Here is a 19,481-nt window from a genome sequence, read left to right on the forward strand (position 1 = left end):
CCGACCACGCGGCGCCGGTTTCGTGCCCGCCGCCGACCGACCGGTCGAGCTACCGCTGTTCCGTGAACGCCCGACGGGATTCCTCGTGCAGGATCGCGAGCAGTTCCTCTTCCAGCGCGACGAATTCGGGGGCGGTGATCGTGGACAACTCGCGCGGGCGCGGCAGGTCGATGCGCAGTTCGTGGCGCACGGTGGCCGGGCGCGCCGACAGGACGATCACGCGGTCCGACAGGTATACCGCCTCACGGACATCGTGGGTGATCATCAGGACCATCCAGCGGTAGCGCTGCCAGACCTGCTGTAACCACGACTGCATCTCGGTGCGCGTCAGTGAGTCGAGCGCGCCGAAAGGTTCGTCGAGGAGCAGCAGTTCGCGTTCCTGGACGACGGTCCGCAGCAGTGCGGCCCGCTGGCGCATCCCACCCGACAATTGGGATGGGCGGGCGTCTTCGAAACCGGAAAGGCCGAATACCGGGAACAGTTCGCGGGCGCGGCGCCGGGCCTCCGTTTTCGGGACACCCTGGACACGCAAGCCGAGGATGGTGTTGTCGAGGATGGTCCGCCAGGGGAACAGCAGGTCCTTCTGCGGCATGTAGGCGCAGTGCGATGCGGTGTCCTCGCCGTCGGCCGCGCGGAAGCCGACGCTGCCGGAATCGGGGGATTCGAGTCCGGCCAGCATGTTGAACACGGTGCTCTTGCCGCAGCCGCTGGGGCCGATCACCGTGACGAACTCGCCCGATCGGACCGTGAACGACACCCCACCGAGCACCGCGAGCTCGGGGCTGCGCCGGCCCGGCTGCGGGAACGACTTGGTGAGCTGGTCGACGACGATCCGATCGCCTTCGGCGTCAGTCACGCCTGCTCCTGTTCTCCGTGCTCGCCCACGGCGCGACGAGGCGCTCGACCGCGAACGTCGTCAGGTAGAGCGCGATACTCAGCAGGGCGGTCACCACAATCGCGGCCAGCACCAGATCAGTGCGGAACGAATTCTTCTGCAGGCTCATGTAGATGCCGAGACCGACACTGGCGCCGACATATTCGGCGAACACGGCACCGACGACCGCGTAGGTGATCCCGATCCGCAACGAGGTGAAGAATCGTGGCAGCGCGGACGGCAGCCGCACATACCGGAACACCTGCACGCGGGAGGCGCCCATGCTGCGCAGCAGCGCGCCCGCGTCACGGTCGGCCGCGGCGAACCCTTCGATCAGGCCGATGGCCATCGGGAAGAAGGTGGCCAGCGCCACCACCAGGATCTTCGGCAACAGACCGAAGCCGAACCAGATGATCATCAACGGTGCGATCGCGACGATCGGCACGGTCTGCGACGCGACGAACAGCGGCACCAACGCACGCCGCAGCCACGGCGAGAAGTCCACGACCACCGCCAGCACCCACGCCAGACTCAGCGACACCGCGAACCCGACCAGCGTCACCTGCAAGGTGGCGGCCGCATGGGTACTGATCTCGTCCCGGTGTGCCCACCCCTGCTGGACGACTCGCAGCGGAGACGGCAGCACCTGCGGACGGACACCACTGCTCGTGACGTAGACCTGCCAGATCACGACGAGCACCGCCACCGTGACGAACGACGGTACCGCCCACCGGATCCCGGCCAAGCGAGCCGTCCCGCCGTCGTCGCCGCTGGGAACCCGCGGCGACGCGGCTACGGACAGCTCACCGGTCGGCGAGGTACTCATTGGTGAAATATGTCGACCAGTCGGGTTCGGTGGCCAGCGGCTTTCCGTCGGGGCCGGTCAGCAGACCGCCCCGGTACAGGAAGCCGGAATTCGCCGACCACTGCTGCGCGGTCTGGGTGCCCACCTTGCCCTCGGCGTCCTTCATGAACTGCGCGGCCAGCATGCGCTGGCTCTCGAAGACCAGCGCCTCGTCGTTGAACGCGCCTGGATTAGCAGTGATGAGATCCTGTGCCGCCGCGTCCGGGTTGTCGGCGGCGAACTGGTAGCCGCGCTGCAGTGCCTGCACGAATTTCGCGGCGCGGTCCGGGTTCTCGGCCAGCCAGCCCTCGTTGGCATCGATCACGATCGCGTAGGAATCCGGGAAACCGAAATCGGTGTATCGGAAGTACCGCATCGGGGTGCCGTGGTGTTCGGCCTCGATGCCTTCCCACGCCAGATAGGAGACGGTGAAGTCCGCCTTGCCGGAGTAGACCGCTTCGTAGGCCGACGAACCCAGCATCACCGAGGTGAAATCGCCGGTGCCACCATCGTTGCGGATGACCTGCTGGAGTGCTTCCTTCTCGCCCGGATCGCCGAAACCGGCGTAGGTCTTGCCGTCGAGGTCCTTCGGGCTCGCGAGGTCGGCGCGATCGGCACGCACGCCGATGCCCGTCGCCCAGTGCTGCAGTGGGGCGAGCACCGACTTGACCTGTGCCCCCGACGCGCGGGCGAAGGTCGACGAATTGTGGGTGCTGATCCCGAATTCCGCGTTTCCGGCGTCGATCATCGTGTCGACCGAGGTGTTGTTGTACGGCAGGACCTGCACATCCAGGCCGGCGTCGGCGAAGTAGCCGCGCTGCAACGCGACATAGAGCCCGGCGTGGTTGGTATTCGGCGTCCAGTCCAGCGCGAACCGGATGGTGTGATCAGAACTGCCGCCCGAACCGCACGCAGTGAGCAGCGACAGGGTCGCGACGATGGCTGCCATGACCGCGAGCGCGCGGCGCAGACGCCCGCTCATGCAGCAGGCCATGGCTGCGGATGCAGGGCGGTGTCCCAGAACATCAACTCGTAGCGCACGGCGAGGATGAAGGCCTTCTCCATCGCCGTCCGCTCCTGTTCGCCCGCCGACTCGGCGGCGGCGTCGACCAGCGCTCGAGCCGTCGCCGCGGACTGCTGGAATTCCTCGGCGCCGTAGGTGGTGACCCACTGGGCGTACGGATGGGCGGAATCGGCGGCGATCACCTTCGCGGCGCTCTCGGCCAGGTCGCGTCCCACCTCGGCGTAGATCCAGAAGCAGGGGAGCGCGGCCGCCGCGGCGACGGCGTAGGACTCGGTCGCGGCGGCGGCGATCAGGTAGGAGACATAGGCAAGGCAGGTCTGCGAATGTTCCGGCTCACCCTGCCGTGGCGGCAGCGCGCCACCGGTGAGCATCTGGTCGTGCATGGCCGACTCGACAGCGGCGGCGTTCGCGGCCGAGGTTGCCCAGAAGGCCGCGGTCTGCGGGTCCGGCGACTTCGCGGCGAGGATCGCCAGCGCCTTCGAGTATCCGGTGAGATACAGCGAATCCTGTTCGATGTAGGTGCGAAACACCTCGAGCGGCAGGGTGCCCTCGCCGAGGTGCCGCAGGAACTCCAAGTCGTCGATCGCACTGCGCAGGACTTTGGTCCGGTCCCAGAGGTGATCGGTGAACAGGCCGGTATTTGTGGTGTGGGCGTGCGACACCATGACATCCCTTCGTCAGCATTACCTGAGCAGGTTCAGCGGGTCTGTTCTCAGCCTCGCGGTCGCGAGACACCCCGTGTCAGAACTCGACCGACATTAGCAGCGACCACCGACACGCGGTCCACGCCCGGTTCTGGGCGAGACCGCGGTCACGGTGGTAGGTGTTCGTCCCCGGCCCGGCAACCGGTAACTTGCCTGCCAAGGAGTCCGTGCTTTTTGCACCCGTCGAATCCGCCGAACGAAGAGAGCTGATCAATGTCGACCTCTACCGCGCGTGCACACATCGGTGTCACCGGTCTGGCCGTGATGGGCAGCAATATCGCCCGCAACTTCGCCAAGCACGGTTACACCGTCGCGTTGCACAACCGCTCCGTGGCCAAGACCGACGCGCTGCTCGCCGAGCACGGCGGTGACGGCGATTTCGTCCGCACCGAGACCGTCGAGGAGTTCGTCGCGGCGCTGGAGAAGCCGCGGCGGGTGTTGATCATGGTCAAGGCGGGCGCGGCGACCGACACCGTCATCGAGGAGCTGGCCGCCGCGATGGAGCCGGGCGACATCATCATCGACGGCGGCAACGCGCTCTACACTGACACGATCCGCCGCGAGGCCGCCATGGCTGAACGTGGCCTCAACTTCGTCGGGGCGGGCATCTCGGGCGGCGAGGAGGGCGCGCTCAACGGTCCCGCGATCATGCCGGGCGGGCCGAAGGAGTCCTACGAGTCGCTCGGCCCGCTGCTGGAGTCGATCGCGGCGCAGGTCGACGGCACCCCGTGCTGCACCCACATCGGTCCCGACGGTTCCGGGCACTTCGTCAAGATGGTGCACAACGGCATCGAATACGCCGATATGCAGTTGATCGGCGAGGCCTACCACCTGTTCCGGGACGCGCTCGGTTTCGACGCCGGGCAGATCGCGGACGTGTTCACGCAGTGGAACTCCGGCGACCTGGAGAGCTACCTGGTCGAGATCACCGCGCAGGTGCTCGCCCAGGTCGACGCGAAGACCGGTAAGCCACTGGTAGACGTCATCGTCGACGCCGCCGAGCAGAAGGGCACCGGCCGCTGGACGGTCAAGTCCGCGCTCGATCTCGGTGTGCCGGTGACCGGAATCGCGGAGGCGGTCTTCGCCAGGGCACTGTCCGGGTCCCGTGCCCAGCGCAAAGCCGCCGTGGGTCTCGCGTCGGGCACCCTCGCCGACAAGCCCACCGATGTCGCACAGTTCACCGAGGACATCCGGCAGGCGCTGTACGCGTCCAAGGTCGTCGCCTACGCACAGGGCTTCGACCAGATCGCCGCGGGCAGCGCCGAATACGACTGGGATCTGCACCCCGGCGACCTGGCGACGATCTGGCGCGGCGGTTGCATCATCCGGGCGCGGTTCCTGAACCGGATCAAGGACGCCTACGAGCAGGACCCCGCGCTGCCGAGCCTGATCCTCGCACCGTATTTCCGCGAGGCGATCGAGACGGCGATCGACAGCTGGCGGCGCGTGGTGTCCACCGCCACCCTGCTCGGTATCCCGGTCCCGGCTTTCGCGTCGTCGCTGTCGTATTACGACGCACTGCGCGCTGAGCGCCTGCCTGCCGCACTGACCCAGGGCCAGCGCGATTTCTTCGGCGCGCACACCTACGAGCGCATCGACGCCGACGGCAAATTCCACACGCTGTGGAGCGGCGACCGCAGCGAGGTAGCCGCGGACTGAGAACGCGGAAATCCGGCGCCCGCAGGATCGGGCGCCGGATTCGGGTACTTCGCCGTCTGCGGAACACGAACGGGATCAGAAAGACGAGGGCGAGCGGAACGCCGAATCCCAGGCGCGCATGCGTCGTTCGCGCAAAACGGCCAGTTGTTCGCGCAGTTCGACGCCGCGACGCTGCCATGCCACCGCGGCGAGTTCCAGTCGTCGGCGAACGGTGACATCCATGCGGTGAAGTCACCGATACCGAACCCTGTCCCCAGATCACCCTTGGCCGTAGCTAACCGCGATCGATCGACTCCTCGGCCACGTTGCGGGCGTTGAGCTTTCGCCGTTGGCGCGAAACGGTTTCTCGTACAGTGGAACGAGGTATTCGTCGGGGGTGAGAGGGCCGAATATGTCGACGATGTTGTCGAAAGGACAGAACGGCCCGCTGACGGTCCACGATGTCGTGGTTACCGTGCAGATCGATGCGCCCGCGGAACTGTCGGCGCTCCTGGTCACCGACGCGGGCAAGGTCCGCTCGGACGCGGACTTCGTCTTCTACAACCAGCCGACGGGTCCCGGCGTTCGCCTGCAACCGACTTCAGCGGGGCGACCCTCGGGGTTGGCGGCGTCACTGGATCAGGTCCCGGCCGACGTCGCCCAGATCCGGGCGGTGATCACCCTCGATGACGCGCGCGCCACCTTCGGCCGGATCGCGGCACCGTCGGTGTCCATCGCCGACAGCGCGGGTAATCGGTTGTACGAGTATCGAATCGACGGTTTGACGAGCGAGTCCATCGTGATCGCGATAGAGCTCTATCGCCGCCAGGGCAGCTGGAAAGTGCGCGCGGTCGGAGCGGGGTACGCGGGTGGGTTCGCCGCCTTGGTCACCGATCACGGCATCACTGTCGACGACGCTGCGCCACCGGCCGTCGCTTCGAACCCGGCCTACCCCGCCACACCACCGCACCCGAGCTATCCACCGCCGCTTCCTTCGACTGCCGGTCACGCGTCACCCTCGACTGCGCCGTCACCGGCCTCGGCCGGTCAGGTCCGACTGTCGAAGGATCGACCCGTCAGCCTGGCGAAAGGGCAACGGGTCACCCTGCGCAAAGACGGCGGCGTCGCGTTGACCTTCATTCGCATGGGGTTGGGCTGGGACCCGATCAGGCGCGGCGGGCTGTTCGGGAGGCGTGCGATCGAGATCGACCTCGATGCCTGGGTGGCGATGTTCGCCGACCGGAACCTGGTCGACGTCGCCTACTACGGTCAGCTCGCGTCCAAGGACGGATCGATCCGGCACCAGGGCGACAACCTCACCGGCGAGGGTGAGGGCGACGACGAGGTGATCCTGGTCGACCTGACCCGCGTCCCGGCCCACGTCAGCACGTTGCTGTTCGTCGTAACCTCCTATCAGGGACACACTTTCGAGAAGATCGTCAACGCGTTCTGCCGTCTCGTCGACAACACCACCGACACCGAACTGGCCCGATACTCGCTGACCGGCGGGATGCGGTGCACCGCCATGGCGATGGCGAAGGTCTTCCGCGGCGACGGAGATTGGCAGCTGCAGGCCCTCGGTGAGGGCTTCCAGGCCAAGCACCCCGGCGAGGCGGTGCCCCTGCTGGGTCGATTCGTGACAAATGGCTGACCGTGTCAACCGCGAACGAGGTCGCGGTAGGTATCGAGGATGCGGCGGATCGAGGATGTCACCGGCATTTCATCATCGAGTGATGCCCAGACGTACCGGGCGTGCGCGGTGAGCTGGATGCGATCGGTTGTCGCCACGTCCACTGCGAAGTGCAAACGGCGAACCGGGCGGGCGTCAGGGGACAAGTAATCGAAATCCCCGACGTGATGGCGGATTCCGGTGACGACCAGCCCTGTTTCCTCGTACACCCCCCGGGCGACCGCGTCGGCGAGGGATTCCCGAGGCAGCACAGTGGCGCCGGGAAGCTTCAGGGTGGCTTTGATCGGGCCGCTGTCGCGGCGCTCCAGGAGTAGTACCTGTCCGTCACGATCGATGATCGCACCGACTCTGGGTGCGGTGCCGTCGATCTCGGCCCGCCGCGACATTTCCTCGAACTCCGCCTCGGATACCGTAGGACTCACCGATTCTCACTCCACACCGCTCGATACCGATCGCCGGACCAGATGAACACAGCCGGTTGTCAGAATACGCGCCGGGCACTTCTGGTGTGGCCAGATCGAGTGGTCAAGCGGCACAAGCGTTCCGAGGCTCACCGACATGGCCGATCTCGTGCGGCTGGTGGGCGTGCTGCCGCGCGCGTGCAGGCGATCAGGCCGCCACGGCCTCGGCGGCGCCGTTGAGACGGGCGTAGCGGCCGCCGTCGTCGAGCAGTGTCGTGTGGTCGCCCAGCTCCACGACCCGGCCGTGGTCGAGGACGGCGATCTGGTCGGCGTCGCGGATGGTGCTGAGCCGGTGCGCGATGGTGATGACCGTGCGGCCCTGGGCCACCACGTCGATGGCGGCCTGCACCGCGCGCTCGGTCTCGTTGTCGAGGGCGCTCGTCGCCTCGTCGAGTACCAGCACGCGCGGGTCGCGCAACAGGGTGCGGGCCAGGGCGATGCGTTGCTTCTCGCCGCCGGAGAACCGGTGACCGCGCGACCCGACCACGGTGTCGTAGCCCTGGGGGAGTGACGCGATCACCTCGTGGATCTGGGCGGCGCGGGCCGCGCGCTCGATCTCGGCGTCGGTGGCGCTGGGCGCGGCGTAGCGCAGGTTCTCGCGAATGGTCGTGTGCAGCAGGTAGGACTCCTGCGACACCACACCGACGATTCGCGCGAGGGTGCCCAATTCCAGATCGCGGACATCGACGCCGTCGATGCGCACCCGGCCGCCGGTCGCGTCGTGCAGTCGTGCGACGAGCGAGGCGAGAGTGGTCTTGCCGGAACCGGTCTCGCCGACGAGTGCGAGTGTCGACCCAGGCGGCACGACGAGCGAGACGCCATCGAGCACGTCGGGGCCCGTGGCGTCGTAGCGGAAGCTGACATCGTCGAATCGGACCTCGCCCACGACATCGCGCGGGTCGAGGTCGACCGGCTGGGCGGGCTCGTCGATCTCGACCGGAAGGTCGAGGTAACCGAAGATCCGGCTGAACAACGCCATCGAGCTGGTGACTTCGACACCCACGTTGAGCAACGCCATCAGCGGCCTGAAGAGTCCGGCCTGCAGCGTGGTGAAGGCGACCAGCGTGCCGATCGTCATGCCGCTGCTGGTCGCCGGAAGACCGGCGGCGAGGTAGAGCAGGGCGGGGATGGCCGCGAAAACGATGCTCATGGTGGCCATCCGCCAGCGGCCCGCGAGCTGTGCGCGCACTTCGAGGCCGACCAGGTCGTGCGAAGTCTCCTCGAAATGGGCGGAGGCGAGCGGCCCGGTACCGAGTGTTTTGCCCAATTGCACGCCGCTCACCGAAAGTCCCTCCTCGACTTGGCCGTGCAGGTCGGCGAGGTGACGTTGGCGCTGGGCGGTGATGTCGCGGCGCAGCAGAGCGACGCGTCGGGTCAGCCAGATCGCCGGCGGCAGCACCACCAGCGACAGCAGCGACAACCGCCACGACAGCACGGCCATCGCCACGGCGGTGCCGGCCACGGTGGTGACGTTGCTCGCGATGGAAGTCGCGGTGCTGGTGACCACGGACTGCATGCCGCCGACGTCGTTGATCAGGCGGGACTGGACCTCGCCGCCACGAGTGCGGGTGAAGAACGCCAGCGACTGCCGCTGCAGGTGGCGGAACACGTCCGCGCGCAGGACGTGCATGACCTGCTGCCCGACGGTGGTGGAGACGAGTGTCTGGCCGACACCGAGGACGGCGGTGAGCACGGTGACGGCGAGCATGCCGCCCACGGCCCAGAGCAGGAGCGAGACGTTCTGGTGCGGCAGCGCGTCATCGATCACCAGGCGCAGCAGGAACGGCGAGGCGAGGCTGATCGTCGAACCCGCCACGATGAAGACGCTCAGCAGGGTGAGCTGAAGGCGGTACGGGCCGAAGAGCGCCGCGATCCGGCGCAGGGAAACGGGCGACTCACGCAATTGTGCGCGGTCGGCCGGGTCGGCGCGGCGGGTGCGGCCGCCGACGGAGTCTTGGTTCTTCATGTGCAACCCCCTTGGGTTGTGCTGTTATGCTGAGGTTACCTCACTATCCGGTAGTGAAAACAAGTCGAGAGGCGCGTTTATGCCCGACAACGAGAGCGACCTCCTGATGCAGGTGGCCAGGACACTCCGTCGGCGCTGGTCAGCGGCGTACGCGCCGATCGGGCTGACCCCGCACCAGGCTCGTGCGCTTCGGGTGGCAGGCGAGCACGACGGTCTCCGGCTGTCGGCCATCGCCGACGCGTTGCGGATCAGCGCCCGGTCGGCCACGGAAGTGGTGGACGCGCTCGAGGAGGCCGACCTGGTGACGCGGCGGCCCGACCCCACCGACCGCCGCGCGATTCTCGTGACGGTCACCGCGCGGGGCATGCGGACACTCGAGACTCTGACCGCCGCCCGGACGAAGGACGCCGACGAGTTCTTCGGACGACTCACCGACCATGAGCGCGCCGCCTTGCAGGCCATCCTCAGCAAGCTCGTCCCCGAAGCGGGCGGGTAGTGCGCCACGGCGCTCGCCGATTTCCGCTCCTGACCTCGAGCTACGTCGTTCCTTTGCCGAGCTCGGTGCTGACGGTTGCCGAGCTCGGTGCTGACGGACTCCTGATAGGTGTCGGCGTAGGTCCGTGAGTGTTTCACGAGGTCGTCGCAGAAGGCCGCGACATCATCGCCGATGAGTTCGATGACTCCGGTGCCGTTCGCGGCTCCTTCCTCGAAGAAGTCGAGAATCCCCGGCAGTAGACCTCCTTCGGTCAGTTCGACCGGCCCGACCTTGAAATTGCGCGGCGGCCCGACTTCGGAAGGTCGTTTCGAAACATTACCAATCCGTTCTTCTCCAGCCGCAGCAGAATGGTGTACAAGTCCCTTTGATGACATCCGCGAAACCGAGTTCGTTCAGCCGGCGCGTGATGGCGTAGCCGTATGTCTCCGCTCCGTCGATGATCTCGAGGACGCAGCCTTCGAGCGTTCCTTTCAGCATTTCCGTCAAGTTGTCCGTGGCAACTCCTTTCGACTGCAGGAGCATTACTGAGTGCTACTGAGACAGCAGGACGCCAGCGCTAGGTCGCGATCGAGTCGGCGGGCAGCCGGACCAGGCCGAGGCGATCGCAGCGCCGGATCAGCGGTGCGAGGATCCGATCGGCCTCGGCCGTGCGGTCTCCCCGGCGCAATGCGCTGCCGAGCAGGAACCCGGCGCGCAGTGCGGCCAGCGGCCTGCGCTGCGCGTCTGTTCCGGCGACCGACTTCTCGGCGCGCTCGATCGCCGCCCGGTGCCGATCCGTCGCCAGCAGCAACCGGATCGCGGAGTCCTCGTCGAATTCATCGATGGCGGTGGCTATTCCGTCGCCGCGCCGGATCGTGCGCGTGCGCGTCAATTCCGCTATCGCGAGGGGATCGAGTTCGACGCCGAGACGCACCCGCTCGTTGCGGATCCGGGCGGCCAGACGTGGCAGGTCAAGGCGTTCGGCGTGGGACATGCCCTCGTCGAGGAGTTCCAGCGCGCCGTCGCGGTCGCCGCGCAGGGCGCGTACCCGCGCGCCGGTCGCGTAGGTGGCCAGCATGAAGTCCACCCCGCCGCCGCCTTCGGCGGAGAGCTCCCTGCTCTGCGCCAATAGATCCGCCGCTGTCTCGAAATCGCCTGTCTCATAGCGTAATTCGCCCAGTAGCGCGCACGCGAGGCGAGTCGCGTGGGCGGCGGCGCCCATGGTGGTGCGTGCGGTATCGAGTGCGGTCGTGAACAGGTCGTCGGCGCCGGTGATGTCGAGCTGTTCGCGGGCGGCCACCCCCGCGAAACAGCGCCCGTACACCGACAGGAACGGGCCGGTCGCCTCGTGATACGGCGCCGCCCACAGCTGCCACCGGCGCGCCTCGTCGAAATCGAAGCGCTGGATCGCCGCGAAGGTGGCGATATTGGCCGCCACCCCGGGGATGCGCGGGGAGAAGACCTCGGGCCGGGCCAGCGCGTCACCGATCAGCCCGTCCAGCTCCGATACCCGGTCGGCGAACATCTCCCCGACGCTGATCGCCACATCGGCTTCCGCGCGCAGATCGGTGCGTTCGGGCTCGGCGGGTGGGGCCGCGGCCAGCGCGGTCTCGAAGCGGGCGAGGGAGGACGCGGTGGCCGCGGGTCTGCGCAGCACCAGGTTGACCCAGACGCCGAACAGCTGGATCCGGGGTCTGGCCCGGCAGACCCCGGCGGGCAGTTTCACCAGAATGCCTTGCAGCATCACCATTCTCGATCGCTCCAGCAGGTAACCGGCGCCCTGTTCGACGAGATCGGCCGCGTGGCCGGGATCGTGGGCGGCCAGTGCGTGTTCGACCGCGTCATTGAGCAGGTGATGGTGCGCGAACCAGTCGGCGGCCCGCAGCCGCAGCCCCGCGATCTCGGCGGGGCGGTTGTGGGCGAGCCGATGGCACAGGTATCCGGCGAACAACTGGTGGTAGCGGTACCAGTCGTGGTCGGGGCCCGCGGGCAGCAGGAACAGTCCGCGGTCGGCGATGTCGGCGAGGAGGTCGGTGGCATCGGCGCGGCCGGTCAGGGCGGTGGCCAGCCCGCCGCAGATCCGCTCGCAGATCGAGGTCGTCATGAGGAAATCGAGGGTGTCCGGATCCAGTGCGCTGAGCACGTTCTCGGCCAGGAACGCGCCGATGTCGGGGTGCGCGGCGAGGCTGTCGAGCAGATGTGCCGGGTCCTCGCCGGCGCGCAGCGACAGCACCGTGAGCTGCAGTGCCGCGACCCAGCCGTCGGTGGCGCGGGCCAGCGCGGCCACCTCGCCGGCGGCCAGGTGCACACCGCCCGCTTCGGCGAGGAACGCGTGGACTTCGTCGGCATTGAAACGCAGTGTCGCGGCGTCGATTTCGGTGAGTTCACCGTGGATGCGCAACCTGCTCAAGGGCAGGTCGAGCCGCGTGGTGCTCGTGACGACGAGGGGCAGATGGTGGCAGCCGTGTTCGAGCAGGAACCGGACGACGGCTACCGAGGCGGGGGCGGTGACCCGTTGCCAGTCGTCGAGGATCAGCGTCACCCGCTGGTCGCTGGTGTGCAGGCCGTCGATCAAGGCGGTGAGCACGGCGCGGGTCGGGTCGTCGGCCTCCAGCAGCCGATCGAGGTTGTCGGCGAGCGTGGGGACGGCGGGTCGGATCGCCTCGGCGAGGTGGTCGAGGAACCAGGCGACGTTGTCGTCGTCCTCGTCGACGGTCAGCCACGCGACCGCGGCGCCGTGCTCGACCAGCTCGTCGTGCCACTGGGCGGCCACCGTGGTCTTGCCGAATCCGCTGGGCGCGTTGATGGCGGTGAGCCGGGTGCGTTCGGTGGTGCGCAGGTGCTCGAGCAGGCGTTTTCTGGCGAGGGTTGCCCGCGCCGGGGTCGGTGGGCGGTATTTCGTGGCGGGTGTGGGTGGTGCGGTGGTGCGTTCGCGGGCCCGCGCGGTCGGTGCGATCGGCACCGCGATCGGGCGCTGGGTGTCGGGGACTCGCAGGACGTCGACCGGGCTGCCGGTACTGTGCTGGGCCGCAACCAGTTCCGCGCCGAGCGCGGCGGCGCTGTTCGGCCGGTCGGCGGGTTCGGTCGCCATCGCGTGCTCGATGACGGCCCTGACCTCGTCAGGCACATCGTGGTCGGTGAGACCGGGCCCCGGTTGCGCGGAGACCCGCAGGAACTGCGACAGCACCTGCTCGCCCACGCGCCGCTCGTAGGCGACATGGCCGGTGAGCGCGCAGAACAGGGTGGCGCCGAGGCCGTACACGTCGGCGGCGGCGGTGGCCTGCGCGCCGCGCAGTACTTCCGGCGCGGCGAAAGCGGGGGAGCCGGTGACTATTCCGGTGGTCGTGTGGAACCCGCCGTGGATTCGGGCGATGCCGAAATCGGTGAGTTCGGGTTCGTTGTAGTCGCTGAGCAGGATGTTGGACGGTTTCACGTCGCGATGCAGGATGTCGGCCCGGTGCGCGGTCTCGAGCGCGCCCGCCATCTTCACGCCGAGGCGCAGTGTCGCCGTCCAGTCCAGCGGGCCGACGGTGTGGATGCGTTGTTCCAGCGAGCCACGCGCGTGATAGGGCATCACCAGGTAGGGGTGACCGCCGTGGGTGGTGCCCGCTTGGAAGACCGCGACGATGTGGGGGTGGCCGGAGAGTCTGCCCATCGCCTGCTGTTCGCGCACGAAGCGTTGCAGGCCGTCGGGGTCGAGCTCGGCGGTCAGCACCTTCACGGCGACGACACGGTCGAGATCGGGCTGGGCGCAGCGGTAGACCACGCCGAAACCGCCGCGCCCGATCTCCTCGGCGTCCTCGAAGCCCTCGGCGGTCAGTTCCGCCGCGACCCCGGTGGCCGAGTTGCGTTGCGTCGGCGAGTTGTCGGCCATCTCGGCTCGATTCGGTGCGGCCCGGTGGCGGTGCGCTGGTGCGCCCGCCCACTACCGAGGATAGCCCCGGAACTGACCGTGTTCGACGACGTCAGACGCGTTTCGGCCGGCGAAGCGGCTCAGGCGCGACGGTGGGGCGGGTCGACGAAGATGTCGTATTCCAGATCGCCCGCGCCGCCGTAGGGCGAGAGATCGGTAATGCCTTCGGCGCGAAGCACATCCACGTCGAGGAAGGTGTTTCCGGTGACCGCCCGCGCGTCCTTGCGCAAGATCGCCACGGCGGCATCGGCCATGATCTGCGGGGTCCGGGCCTTGGCGATCGCGTCGTCGCCGCCGAGCAGGTTCTGTACCGCGGCGGTGGCGATCAGGGTCTCGGGCCACAGGCAGTTGCCCGCGACGCCGTGTTCGGCGTATTCGCCGGCCCAGCCCAGTGTCAGCAGCGACATCCCGTATTTGGCGAGCATGTAGGCGGGGTGGGCGCCGAGCCACTCGGGTGCCATGTTGAGCGGCGGTGACAGGCTCAGGATGTGGGCGTTGTCGCTGCGGCGCAGGTGCGGCAGGCAGGCGCTGGAGAGCAGGTAGGTGCCGCGCAGCTGGATCTGTTGCATCAGGTCGAATCGCTTGATCGGCAGTTCCTCGGTGGGGGCGAGGGCGATCGCCGAAGCGTTGTTCACGCAGTAGTCGATGCCACCGAATCGCTCGACGGCGCGAGCAACGGCGTCGGCGACCGAAGTCTCGTCGCGCACGTCGCCGACCACGGCGAGTGCCTGCCCGCCCGCGGCCTCGATCTCGGCGGCGGCGGTGTGGATGGTGCCCGGCAGCCGGGGGTCGGGAGTATCGGTCTTGGCGAGCAGCACGATGTTGGCGCCTTCGCGGGCGGCGGCGACGGCGATCGCCAGCCCGATGCCGCGGCTGCCGCCCGACATGATCATGGTGCGTCCGGCCAGTGGGAACGAGGTGGTGGTCATGCCTCGCGACGTTACAGTTTTCTGACAGTCGCGGCAATAGTGAAATATGTAGACTCGTTGTCGTGAAATCCGCTGCTCCCGGCTTCGACGCGCAGGTCCGGCCGGTGTCGGCCCGTTCGGCGGTGGTCCGGATTCTGATCGCGGCCGAGTCACCGACGATGACCTCGAGCGAGATCTGCGCCGCCACCACCGCTGTCGGGTATCCGGAAACGACGGTGCGGGTCGCGGTGTCGCGAATGATGGCCGCGGGCGAGCTGGTTCGCGAACACCGCGCCTATACGCTCGATCCCGCGTTGCGCGCGCGTCGGACGGAGCTCGCCGCACCGCCCGTTCGCCCCTGGGACGGGGACTGGGAGCAGGTCGTCGTCACTGCCGCGGGCCGTCCGTCGGCCGAGCGCGCGGCCCTGCGCGCCAGGCTGCTCTCGCTTCGCCTGGCTGAACTCCGCGAAGGGGTCTGGTTGCGCCCGGCCAACCTCGTCCGCGCCCTGCCTGCCGACCTCGCCGCCGCCACCCTCCGGTTCCGGCTGCGCCCCGTCGAGGACCCCACCGGCCTCGCCGCCGCGCTGTGGCCGCTGGCGGACTGGACGGCGCGCGCCCACGCCCTGCTCGACGCGATCGAAAACCCTGACCCGGCAGCGAAATTCGCCGCCGTATCCGCGGCGCTGGACCTGCTCACCACCGACCCCGCGCTGCCCGCGGTGTTGCTGCCCGACAACTGGCCGGTCGAGGACCTTCGGGCAGCGACGTCGACCTACCTCACCTGGCTCCGGCGACTCGGCCGACAGGTCGACACCTGATCGGCGAACAGGGGCGTCAGCGCTACCTCGGAATAGACGGTGAGTCCGTGCTCTCGTCTGGTCAATGCGACGGCGCGCGGTGCCAAGAACATCCCCCAACTCGTCTTCGGCCCCGAAAAACCCTGCGGCCCTACGACACCGGGCTCCCCGGCCACTGCCTCTGCTCAGCGGCGACCCCACCCGGCCCCGGCGCCCACGGCATGTGCGGCGCCAACGCGGCCGAACGAGCACTGCGACAGCAGCACTGAGGGATCAGCGAGCGGCGCCCGGTGACGATGCCATCTCGTGCGCGCCCACGAGGCGGCATCCCGGCGAACTCAGCCGGTCGATCCTGCGGAGGCGGTGAGCTCGGCCACGATCTTGGCGATGCGGTTCGCACGGGTCTCGGGACGCTTGGCCGTGATGACGGACTGCACGCGTTCGCGTTGCTTGCTGTAGGAGAGCGCGGCGAACGTTGCCGCCGAGCCGGGGTGGTGCGCCAGTGCCTTGGCGAGATCGTCGGGAACCTCGATCGTGCGTTCTTCGCGATCGAGTTCGACGGTGACGTCTGTCGTTTCTCCGGCGCTGACACCCGCGGCGGCCCGGTTCGACGCGTTGAGCGGCAGCATGAACTCACCGTCGTAGACGGCCACCGTGCTGCGGAAGGTGTGGGGCCCGATGGTCACGACAACCTTTGGTCGTTTCCCTTGACCGAGCGCTTCGACGACATCCGCGGGTACCCGGAAACCGGTGGCGGTCTTGCCGCCGAGTTCGATCTGCGTGGTGAACTGATGTGTCGTCATCGCTGGCCTCCGGATCTCCTCCTGCGACGGCATGTCGGGTGCAGATGATTCCGCTGTTTTCATCGTAGGTGCCAGGGTGGCGAACTCGGCCTGATCAGGTCGACAGTCGGGTGGTCAGGTCGTCGATGTAGGTGCGGAAGAGTGCGGCCATGTCGACATGCTCGGGGTCGAGGAGCCATTGCAGTTGCAGGCCGTCCATCATGGCGGAGATCTGGCGGGCGACGGCCCGGGTGTCGAGGTCGGGACGGAAGGTTCCGTCCGTGACGCCGCCGTCGAGGGCGCCGGCCAAATAGTTTTCCAGGATTCGATAGCGATCGACCACCCAGGCGCGGGCGGGGTGGTCGCTGGTGACCGCTTCGCTGGTGACGACGGTGAAGAGCTGGACAAGGCCGGGGACGTGCATGTTGTGCTCGACCAGCTGGACCAGTTGCTGCAACGCGTCCTTGCCGCGCAGTTGCCGGTTCATGCCGAGTCGGTCGTAGTCGAGTCGATCGCGGTACTCCAGGACCGCGGCGAGCAGGGCCGCCTTGTTCGGGAAGTAGTGCAGCAGGCCGGTCTGGGAGAGTCCGCAGCGCGTCGCGATCTCGGCGATCGAGGAATTGTGATAGCCGTTGTCGGCGAAGCTGGCGAGCGCCTGGTCGATGATCTGCTCGCGGCGGTCCGCGCCCCGTCTTCGGCGTTGCGGCGTCATGAAGAGCGAGAGTAGTCCGCCCGCCGGACCGGCAAAATTCCGTCAGATAACAAACAGATAACTCTACCGAGTGACCACTCGGTAGGCTGGCTGTTCACTGGCACACTCGTGCCAGCCGTACAGGGACGGTGTCTCCGGTATCGGTCAGGCGCCGAACGAGGATGTCTCCGCAGGTAACGGCCGATTTGGTGGACTTCTGAAAAGGGTTGGCATGACCGACAACATCGACGACCTCCTGTCCGAGCTGGACCTGGAGGCCAAGATCCGGCTCATCTCCGGAGCCGACATCTTCCGTTTCGCCGGCGACGAGAGCATCGGTCTGGCCGAGATGCCCGTCTCCGACGGCCCCTCAGGTGTGCGCGGCGAGACGTGGGACGAGCGTGACCCCTCGGTGAGCCTGCCGTCGGGCTCGGCGCTGGCCGCCACCTGGGATCGCGACCTGATCGCCGAGATCGGCGGGCTCATCGCCGCCGAAGCGCGCCGCAAGAACGTCTACGCGGTGCTCGGCCCGACCATCAACCTGCACCGATCCCCGCTCGGCGGACGGCATTTCGAATGCTTCGCCGAAGATCCGATGCTCACCGGTGAGATGGCCGCCGCCTATGTGGCCGGCGTCCAGGCGCACGGCGTCAGCGCCTGTCCGAAGCACTACGTGGCCAACGACTCCGAAACCGAGCGCTTCACCGCCGATGTGATCGTCGACGACCGCACCCTGCGCGAGCTGTACCTGTACCCGTTCGAGCGGTCGGTGGAGGCGGGCGCGTGGATGATCATGGACGGCTACAACTCCGTCAACGGTGTCACCATGACCGAAAACCCGCTGCTGGACGAGCCGTTGAAAGGCGAGTGGGGCTTCGACGGCGTGGTGGTCTCGGACTGGACCGCCGTGCGCTCCACCGAAGGCGCCGCCAAGGGCACCGACCTGGCCATGCCCGGCCCGTGGGAACTCTGGGCCGCCCCGCTGCTCGAGACGGTCCGCGCCGGTGCGGTGCCCGAGTCCGCCATCGACGAAAAGGTCCGTCGCATCCTGCGATTCGCCCAGCGCGTGGGTGCGCTGCACGGAACCCCGCACCAGCCACCGGCTTTCACCGAGGAGACCGCGCGTCGGCGCGTGCGCGACGCCGCCGCCAAGGCCATGGTGCTCGCCACCAATGACGGTGTGCTGCCGCTCGGCGCGCCCGCCCGGGTCGCCCTCCTCGGCGCGGCCGCCGCGCAGCCCCGCTTCGGTGGCGGTGGCAGTGCGACAGTCGTTCCCTCGCATACGACTTCGCCGCTGCAAGGCCTGCGGGAGGTGCTGCCGGTGGTGTACACGCCGGGCGTTCACCTCAACGAGAACATGATCCCGGTGCCGCTGGATCTGGTCACCGACCCCGAGACCGGCACGCCGGGCGTGCACCTGCGCTACCTCGACGGTGAGACCGTCCTGGAATCCGAACACCGCACCGCGGGCAATCTGATGCTCTTCGGTACCCCGTTCGCGATGCGGGCCAAGTCCTTTCAGCTTCATGGTCGGCTGCGCGCCGATGTGGCGGGGGAGTGGCGGATCGGCTACGCCGGCGTCGGCACGCTGCGTTTGGCACTCGACGGTGCCACCGTGCTCAGCGAGACCGTCTTCCCCGAGGGCGGCGATCCCGTCGAGATGCTGCTGAACCCGCCGCAGCGCTGGGTCACCCGCACCCTCGCCGAGGGTGAGGAGATCGATGTGCTGATCGAACTGGCGCCCGCCCTCGACAAGGGCCTGCCCGCCATGGGCATCACCTTCGGCGTCGGCCGCCCGCGCCGCTCCGCCGACGAAGAGTTCGCCGCCGCAGTGGAATTGGCGCGCACGGCCGAGATCGCCGTGGTGGTGGTCGGCACCACCGAAGCGATCGAATCCGAGGGCTACGACCGCAAGGATCTGTCGCTGCCCGGTCGCCAGAACGAGCTGGTGTCGGCGGTCGCCGCGGTGAACCCGCGCACGATCGTGGTCGTCAATTCGGGTGCGCCGGTGGAGATGCCGTGGCGTGACGAGGTCGCCGCCGTTCTGCTCTCGTGGTTTCCTGGCCAGGAATTCGGCGATGCGCTCGCCGATGTGCTCACCGGTGCGACCGAACCCGGCGGCCGGCTGCCCACCACCTGGCCCAAGGTCATGGCCGACGTGCCGGTCCTGGACACCAAGCCCGCCGCCGACAACGCCCTGCCCTACCCCGAGGGCATTCATATCGGCTACCGCGCCTGGCTGAAATCCGGTGTGGCCCCGGCCTATCCGTTCGGTCACGGCCTCGGCTACACCAGCTGGGAACTGGTGGATCTGGCCGTGCGCGGTCGCACCGCCACCGTCACTGTCCGCAATATCGGCGAGCGCTCGGGCCGTCAGGTGGTGCAGGCGTATCTGTCCCGCGAGGACAGCGCCGTGGACCGCCCGGTGCGGTGGCTCGCGGGCTTCGCCGTGGTCGAGGCCGGGGCGGGCGAAACCGTCACCGCCACGATCGCCTTGCCGCAGCGCTCCTTCGAACACTGGACCGAACAGGGCTGGGCCGTCGAACCGGGCCCGTTCACCCTGCACGTCGGCACCTCGGTATCCGCACTCCCGCTCACCGCCGAAGTCCGCTGATCGCTGCGTCGTCTCCGCTGAGGCCCCTCGTCATCCCGGCCGCGACCTTCCCGGGATGACGAGGACGCGGGGCGCCGAACACCTCGCGAGTCTGAACCGG

Annotated in this window: 16 protein-coding genes, 2 pseudogenes and 1 riboswitch; of the genes and pseudogenes, 6 read left to right on the top strand and 12 right to left on the bottom strand. The window is 68.2% G+C overall.

Going from position 1 to position 19,481, the window contains the following annotated elements; translation table 11 throughout:
• Positions 1 to 49: 49 nt before the first annotated feature.
• The 4 genes from ACWZHB_RS08190 to ACWZHB_RS08205 form a co-directional block, all read right to left on the bottom strand.
• Complete coding sequence (locus ACWZHB_RS08190; RefSeq protein WP_427907323.1) at positions 50 to 856, bottom strand: ABC transporter ATP-binding protein; 807 nt, start codon at positions 854 to 856, stop codon at positions 50 to 52.
• The gene (locus ACWZHB_RS08195; protein ID WP_427907324.1) at positions 849 to 1,700 is read right to left on the bottom strand and encodes an ABC transporter permease; all 852 of its coding nucleotides are present in this window, start codon (positions 1,698 to 1,700) and stop codon (positions 849 to 851) included. The genes ACWZHB_RS08190 and ACWZHB_RS08195 overlap by 8 nt, the downstream gene beginning before the upstream one ends.
• Positions 1,678 to 2,700 (bottom strand): ABC transporter substrate-binding protein, encoded by a 1,023-nt coding sequence (locus ACWZHB_RS08200; RefSeq protein WP_427907325.1) that lies wholly within the window; start codon positions 2,698 to 2,700, stop codon positions 1,678 to 1,680. The genes ACWZHB_RS08195 and ACWZHB_RS08200 overlap by 23 nt, the downstream gene beginning before the upstream one ends.
• Positions 2,697 to 3,407 (bottom strand): TenA family protein, encoded by a 711-nt coding sequence (locus tag ACWZHB_RS08205; RefSeq protein ID WP_427907326.1) that lies wholly within the window; start codon positions 3,405 to 3,407, stop codon positions 2,697 to 2,699. Before ACWZHB_RS08205 ends, ACWZHB_RS08200 begins: the two co-directional genes overlap by 4 nt.
• Positions 3,395 to 3,491, bottom strand: a riboswitch (TPP riboswitch). (Overlaps the previous gene by 13 nt.)
• 168 nt (positions 3,492 to 3,659) lie before the next feature.
• Between ACWZHB_RS08205 and gndA the strand changes: the two genes are divergently transcribed.
• Complete coding sequence (gene gndA / locus ACWZHB_RS08210) at positions 3,660 to 5,105, top strand: NADP-dependent phosphogluconate dehydrogenase (protein ID WP_427907327.1); 1,446 nt, start codon at positions 3,660 to 3,662, stop codon at positions 5,103 to 5,105.
• A 75-nt stretch (positions 5,106 to 5,180) separates the two neighbouring features.
• Here gndA and ACWZHB_RS08215 read toward each other — a convergent pair whose 3' ends face one another.
• A complete protein-coding gene (locus ACWZHB_RS08215; RefSeq protein ID WP_427907328.1) occupies positions 5,181 to 5,327 on the bottom strand; it encodes a hypothetical protein in 147 nt (48 codons plus the stop codon).
• A gap of 169 nt (positions 5,328 to 5,496) precedes the next feature.
• On the opposite strand from ACWZHB_RS08215, the gene ACWZHB_RS08220 reads away from it, so the two are divergent.
• The gene (locus ACWZHB_RS08220; RefSeq protein WP_427907329.1) at positions 5,497 to 6,735 is read left to right on the top strand and encodes a TerD family protein; all 1,239 of its coding nucleotides are present in this window, start codon (positions 5,497 to 5,499) and stop codon (positions 6,733 to 6,735) included.
• 5 nt (positions 6,736 to 6,740) lie between these two features.
• Here the strand turns inward: ACWZHB_RS08220 and ACWZHB_RS08225 are convergent, their stop codons facing one another.
• Both ACWZHB_RS08225 and ACWZHB_RS08230 read right to left on the bottom strand, forming a co-directional pair.
• Positions 6,741 to 7,196 carry an NUDIX hydrolase gene (locus ACWZHB_RS08225; RefSeq protein WP_427907330.1) on the bottom strand — a complete coding sequence of 152 codons (456 nt, stop codon included), beginning with the start codon at positions 7,194 to 7,196 and terminating at the stop codon, positions 6,741 to 6,743.
• 187 nt (positions 7,197 to 7,383) lie between these two features.
• Positions 7,384 to 9,201 (bottom strand): ABC transporter ATP-binding protein, encoded by a 1,818-nt coding sequence (locus tag ACWZHB_RS08230; RefSeq protein WP_427907331.1) that lies wholly within the window; start codon positions 9,199 to 9,201, stop codon positions 7,384 to 7,386.
• A 79-nt stretch (positions 9,202 to 9,280) separates the two neighbouring features.
• Between ACWZHB_RS08230 and ACWZHB_RS08235 the strand changes: the two genes are divergently transcribed.
• On the top strand, positions 9,281 to 9,697 hold the full coding sequence (locus tag ACWZHB_RS08235; protein ID WP_427907332.1) for a MarR family winged helix-turn-helix transcriptional regulator: 417 nt from the start codon (positions 9,281 to 9,283) through the stop codon (positions 9,695 to 9,697).
• A 143-nt stretch (positions 9,698 to 9,840) separates the two neighbouring features.
• Here ACWZHB_RS08235 and ACWZHB_RS08240 read toward each other — a convergent pair.
• The 3 genes and pseudogenes from ACWZHB_RS08240 to ACWZHB_RS08250 all read right to left on the bottom strand — a co-directional run.
• A pseudogene (locus ACWZHB_RS08240) lies at positions 9,841 to 10,071 on the bottom strand (DUF1048 domain-containing protein); the annotation flags it as partial.
• Between the two features lie 182 nt (positions 10,072 to 10,253).
• Positions 10,254 to 13,550: a protein kinase domain-containing protein gene (locus tag ACWZHB_RS08245; RefSeq protein WP_427907333.1), complete on the bottom strand. Its 3,297-nt coding sequence runs from the start codon at positions 13,548 to 13,550 to the stop codon at positions 10,254 to 10,256.
• A gap of 119 nt (positions 13,551 to 13,669) precedes the next feature.
• Positions 13,670 to 14,518 (bottom strand): SDR family oxidoreductase, encoded by an 849-nt coding sequence (locus ACWZHB_RS08250; protein WP_427907334.1) that lies wholly within the window; start codon positions 14,516 to 14,518, stop codon positions 13,670 to 13,672.
• 62 nt (positions 14,519 to 14,580) lie between these two features.
• Here ACWZHB_RS08250 and ACWZHB_RS08255 point away from each other — a divergent pair, with 62 nt between their 5' ends.
• Together ACWZHB_RS08255 and ACWZHB_RS08260 are read left to right on the top strand one after the other, a co-directional pair.
• On the top strand, positions 14,581 to 15,315 hold the full coding sequence (locus tag ACWZHB_RS08255) for a PaaX family transcriptional regulator C-terminal domain-containing protein (RefSeq protein WP_427907335.1): 735 nt from the start codon (positions 14,581 to 14,583) through the stop codon (positions 15,313 to 15,315).
• 78 nt (positions 15,316 to 15,393) lie between these two features.
• Positions 15,394 to 15,563: pseudogene (locus ACWZHB_RS08260) on the top strand (FAD-dependent oxidoreductase); the annotation flags it as partial.
• Between the two features lie 69 nt (positions 15,564 to 15,632).
• Here ACWZHB_RS08260 and ACWZHB_RS08265 read toward each other — a convergent pair.
• Both ACWZHB_RS08265 and ACWZHB_RS08270 read right to left on the bottom strand, forming a co-directional pair.
• Positions 15,633 to 16,097, bottom strand: coding sequence for a YdeI/OmpD-associated family protein (locus ACWZHB_RS08265; protein ID WP_427907336.1), 465 nt, complete (start codon positions 16,095 to 16,097; stop codon positions 15,633 to 15,635).
• A gap of 94 nt (positions 16,098 to 16,191) precedes the next feature.
• Positions 16,192 to 16,788: a TetR/AcrR family transcriptional regulator gene (locus tag ACWZHB_RS08270; protein WP_427907337.1), complete on the bottom strand. Its 597-nt coding sequence runs from the start codon at positions 16,786 to 16,788 to the stop codon at positions 16,192 to 16,194.
• A 211-nt stretch (positions 16,789 to 16,999) separates the two neighbouring features.
• Between ACWZHB_RS08270 and ACWZHB_RS08275 the strand changes: the two genes are divergently transcribed.
• The gene (locus ACWZHB_RS08275; RefSeq protein WP_427907338.1) at positions 17,000 to 19,381 is read left to right on the top strand and encodes a beta-glucosidase; all 2,382 of its coding nucleotides are present in this window, start codon (positions 17,000 to 17,002) and stop codon (positions 19,379 to 19,381) included.
• Positions 19,382 to 19,481 lie beyond the last annotated feature (100 nt).

Source organism: Nocardia sp. FBN12, from assembly GCF_054031145.1.

Excerpts from the sequence above, each read along its gene's own strand:
- ACWZHB_RS08195 (WP_427907324.1), bottom strand. The coding sequence starts at position 1,700 with ATGAGTACCTCGCCGACCGGTGAGCTGTCCGTAGCCGCGTCGCCGCGG.
- ACWZHB_RS08200 (WP_427907325.1), bottom strand. The coding sequence starts at position 2,700 with ATGAGCGGGCGTCTGCGCCGCGCGCTCGCGGTCATGGCAGCCATCGTC.
- ACWZHB_RS08205 (WP_427907326.1), bottom strand. The coding sequence starts at position 3,407 with ATGGTGTCGCACGCCCACACCACAAATACCGGCCTGTTCACCGATCAC.
- gndA (WP_427907327.1), top strand. The coding sequence starts at position 3,660 with ATGTCGACCTCTACCGCGCGTGCACACATCGGTGTCACCGGTCTGGCC.
- ACWZHB_RS08215 (WP_427907328.1), bottom strand. The coding sequence starts at position 5,327 with ATGGATGTCACCGTTCGCCGACGACTGGAACTCGCCGCGGTGGCATGG.
- ACWZHB_RS08220 (WP_427907329.1), top strand. The coding sequence starts at position 5,497 with ATGTCGACGATGTTGTCGAAAGGACAGAACGGCCCGCTGACGGTCCAC.
- ACWZHB_RS08230 (WP_427907331.1), bottom strand. The coding sequence starts at position 9,201 with ATGAAGAACCAAGACTCCGTCGGCGGCCGCACCCGCCGCGCCGACCCG.
- ACWZHB_RS08235 (WP_427907332.1), top strand. The coding sequence starts at position 9,281 with ATGCCCGACAACGAGAGCGACCTCCTGATGCAGGTGGCCAGGACACTC.
- ACWZHB_RS08245 (WP_427907333.1), bottom strand. The coding sequence starts at position 13,550 with ATGGCCGACAACTCGCCGACGCAACGCAACTCGGCCACCGGGGTCGCG.
- ACWZHB_RS08250 (WP_427907334.1), bottom strand. The coding sequence starts at position 14,518 with ATGACCACCACCTCGTTCCCACTGGCCGGACGCACCATGATCATGTCG.
- ACWZHB_RS08265 (WP_427907336.1), bottom strand. The coding sequence starts at position 16,097 with ATGACGACACATCAGTTCACCACGCAGATCGAACTCGGCGGCAAGACC.
- ACWZHB_RS08270 (WP_427907337.1), bottom strand. The coding sequence starts at position 16,788 with ATGACGCCGCAACGCCGAAGACGGGGCGCGGACCGCCGCGAGCAGATC.
- ACWZHB_RS08275 (WP_427907338.1), top strand. The coding sequence starts at position 17,000 with ATGACCGACAACATCGACGACCTCCTGTCCGAGCTGGACCTGGAGGCC.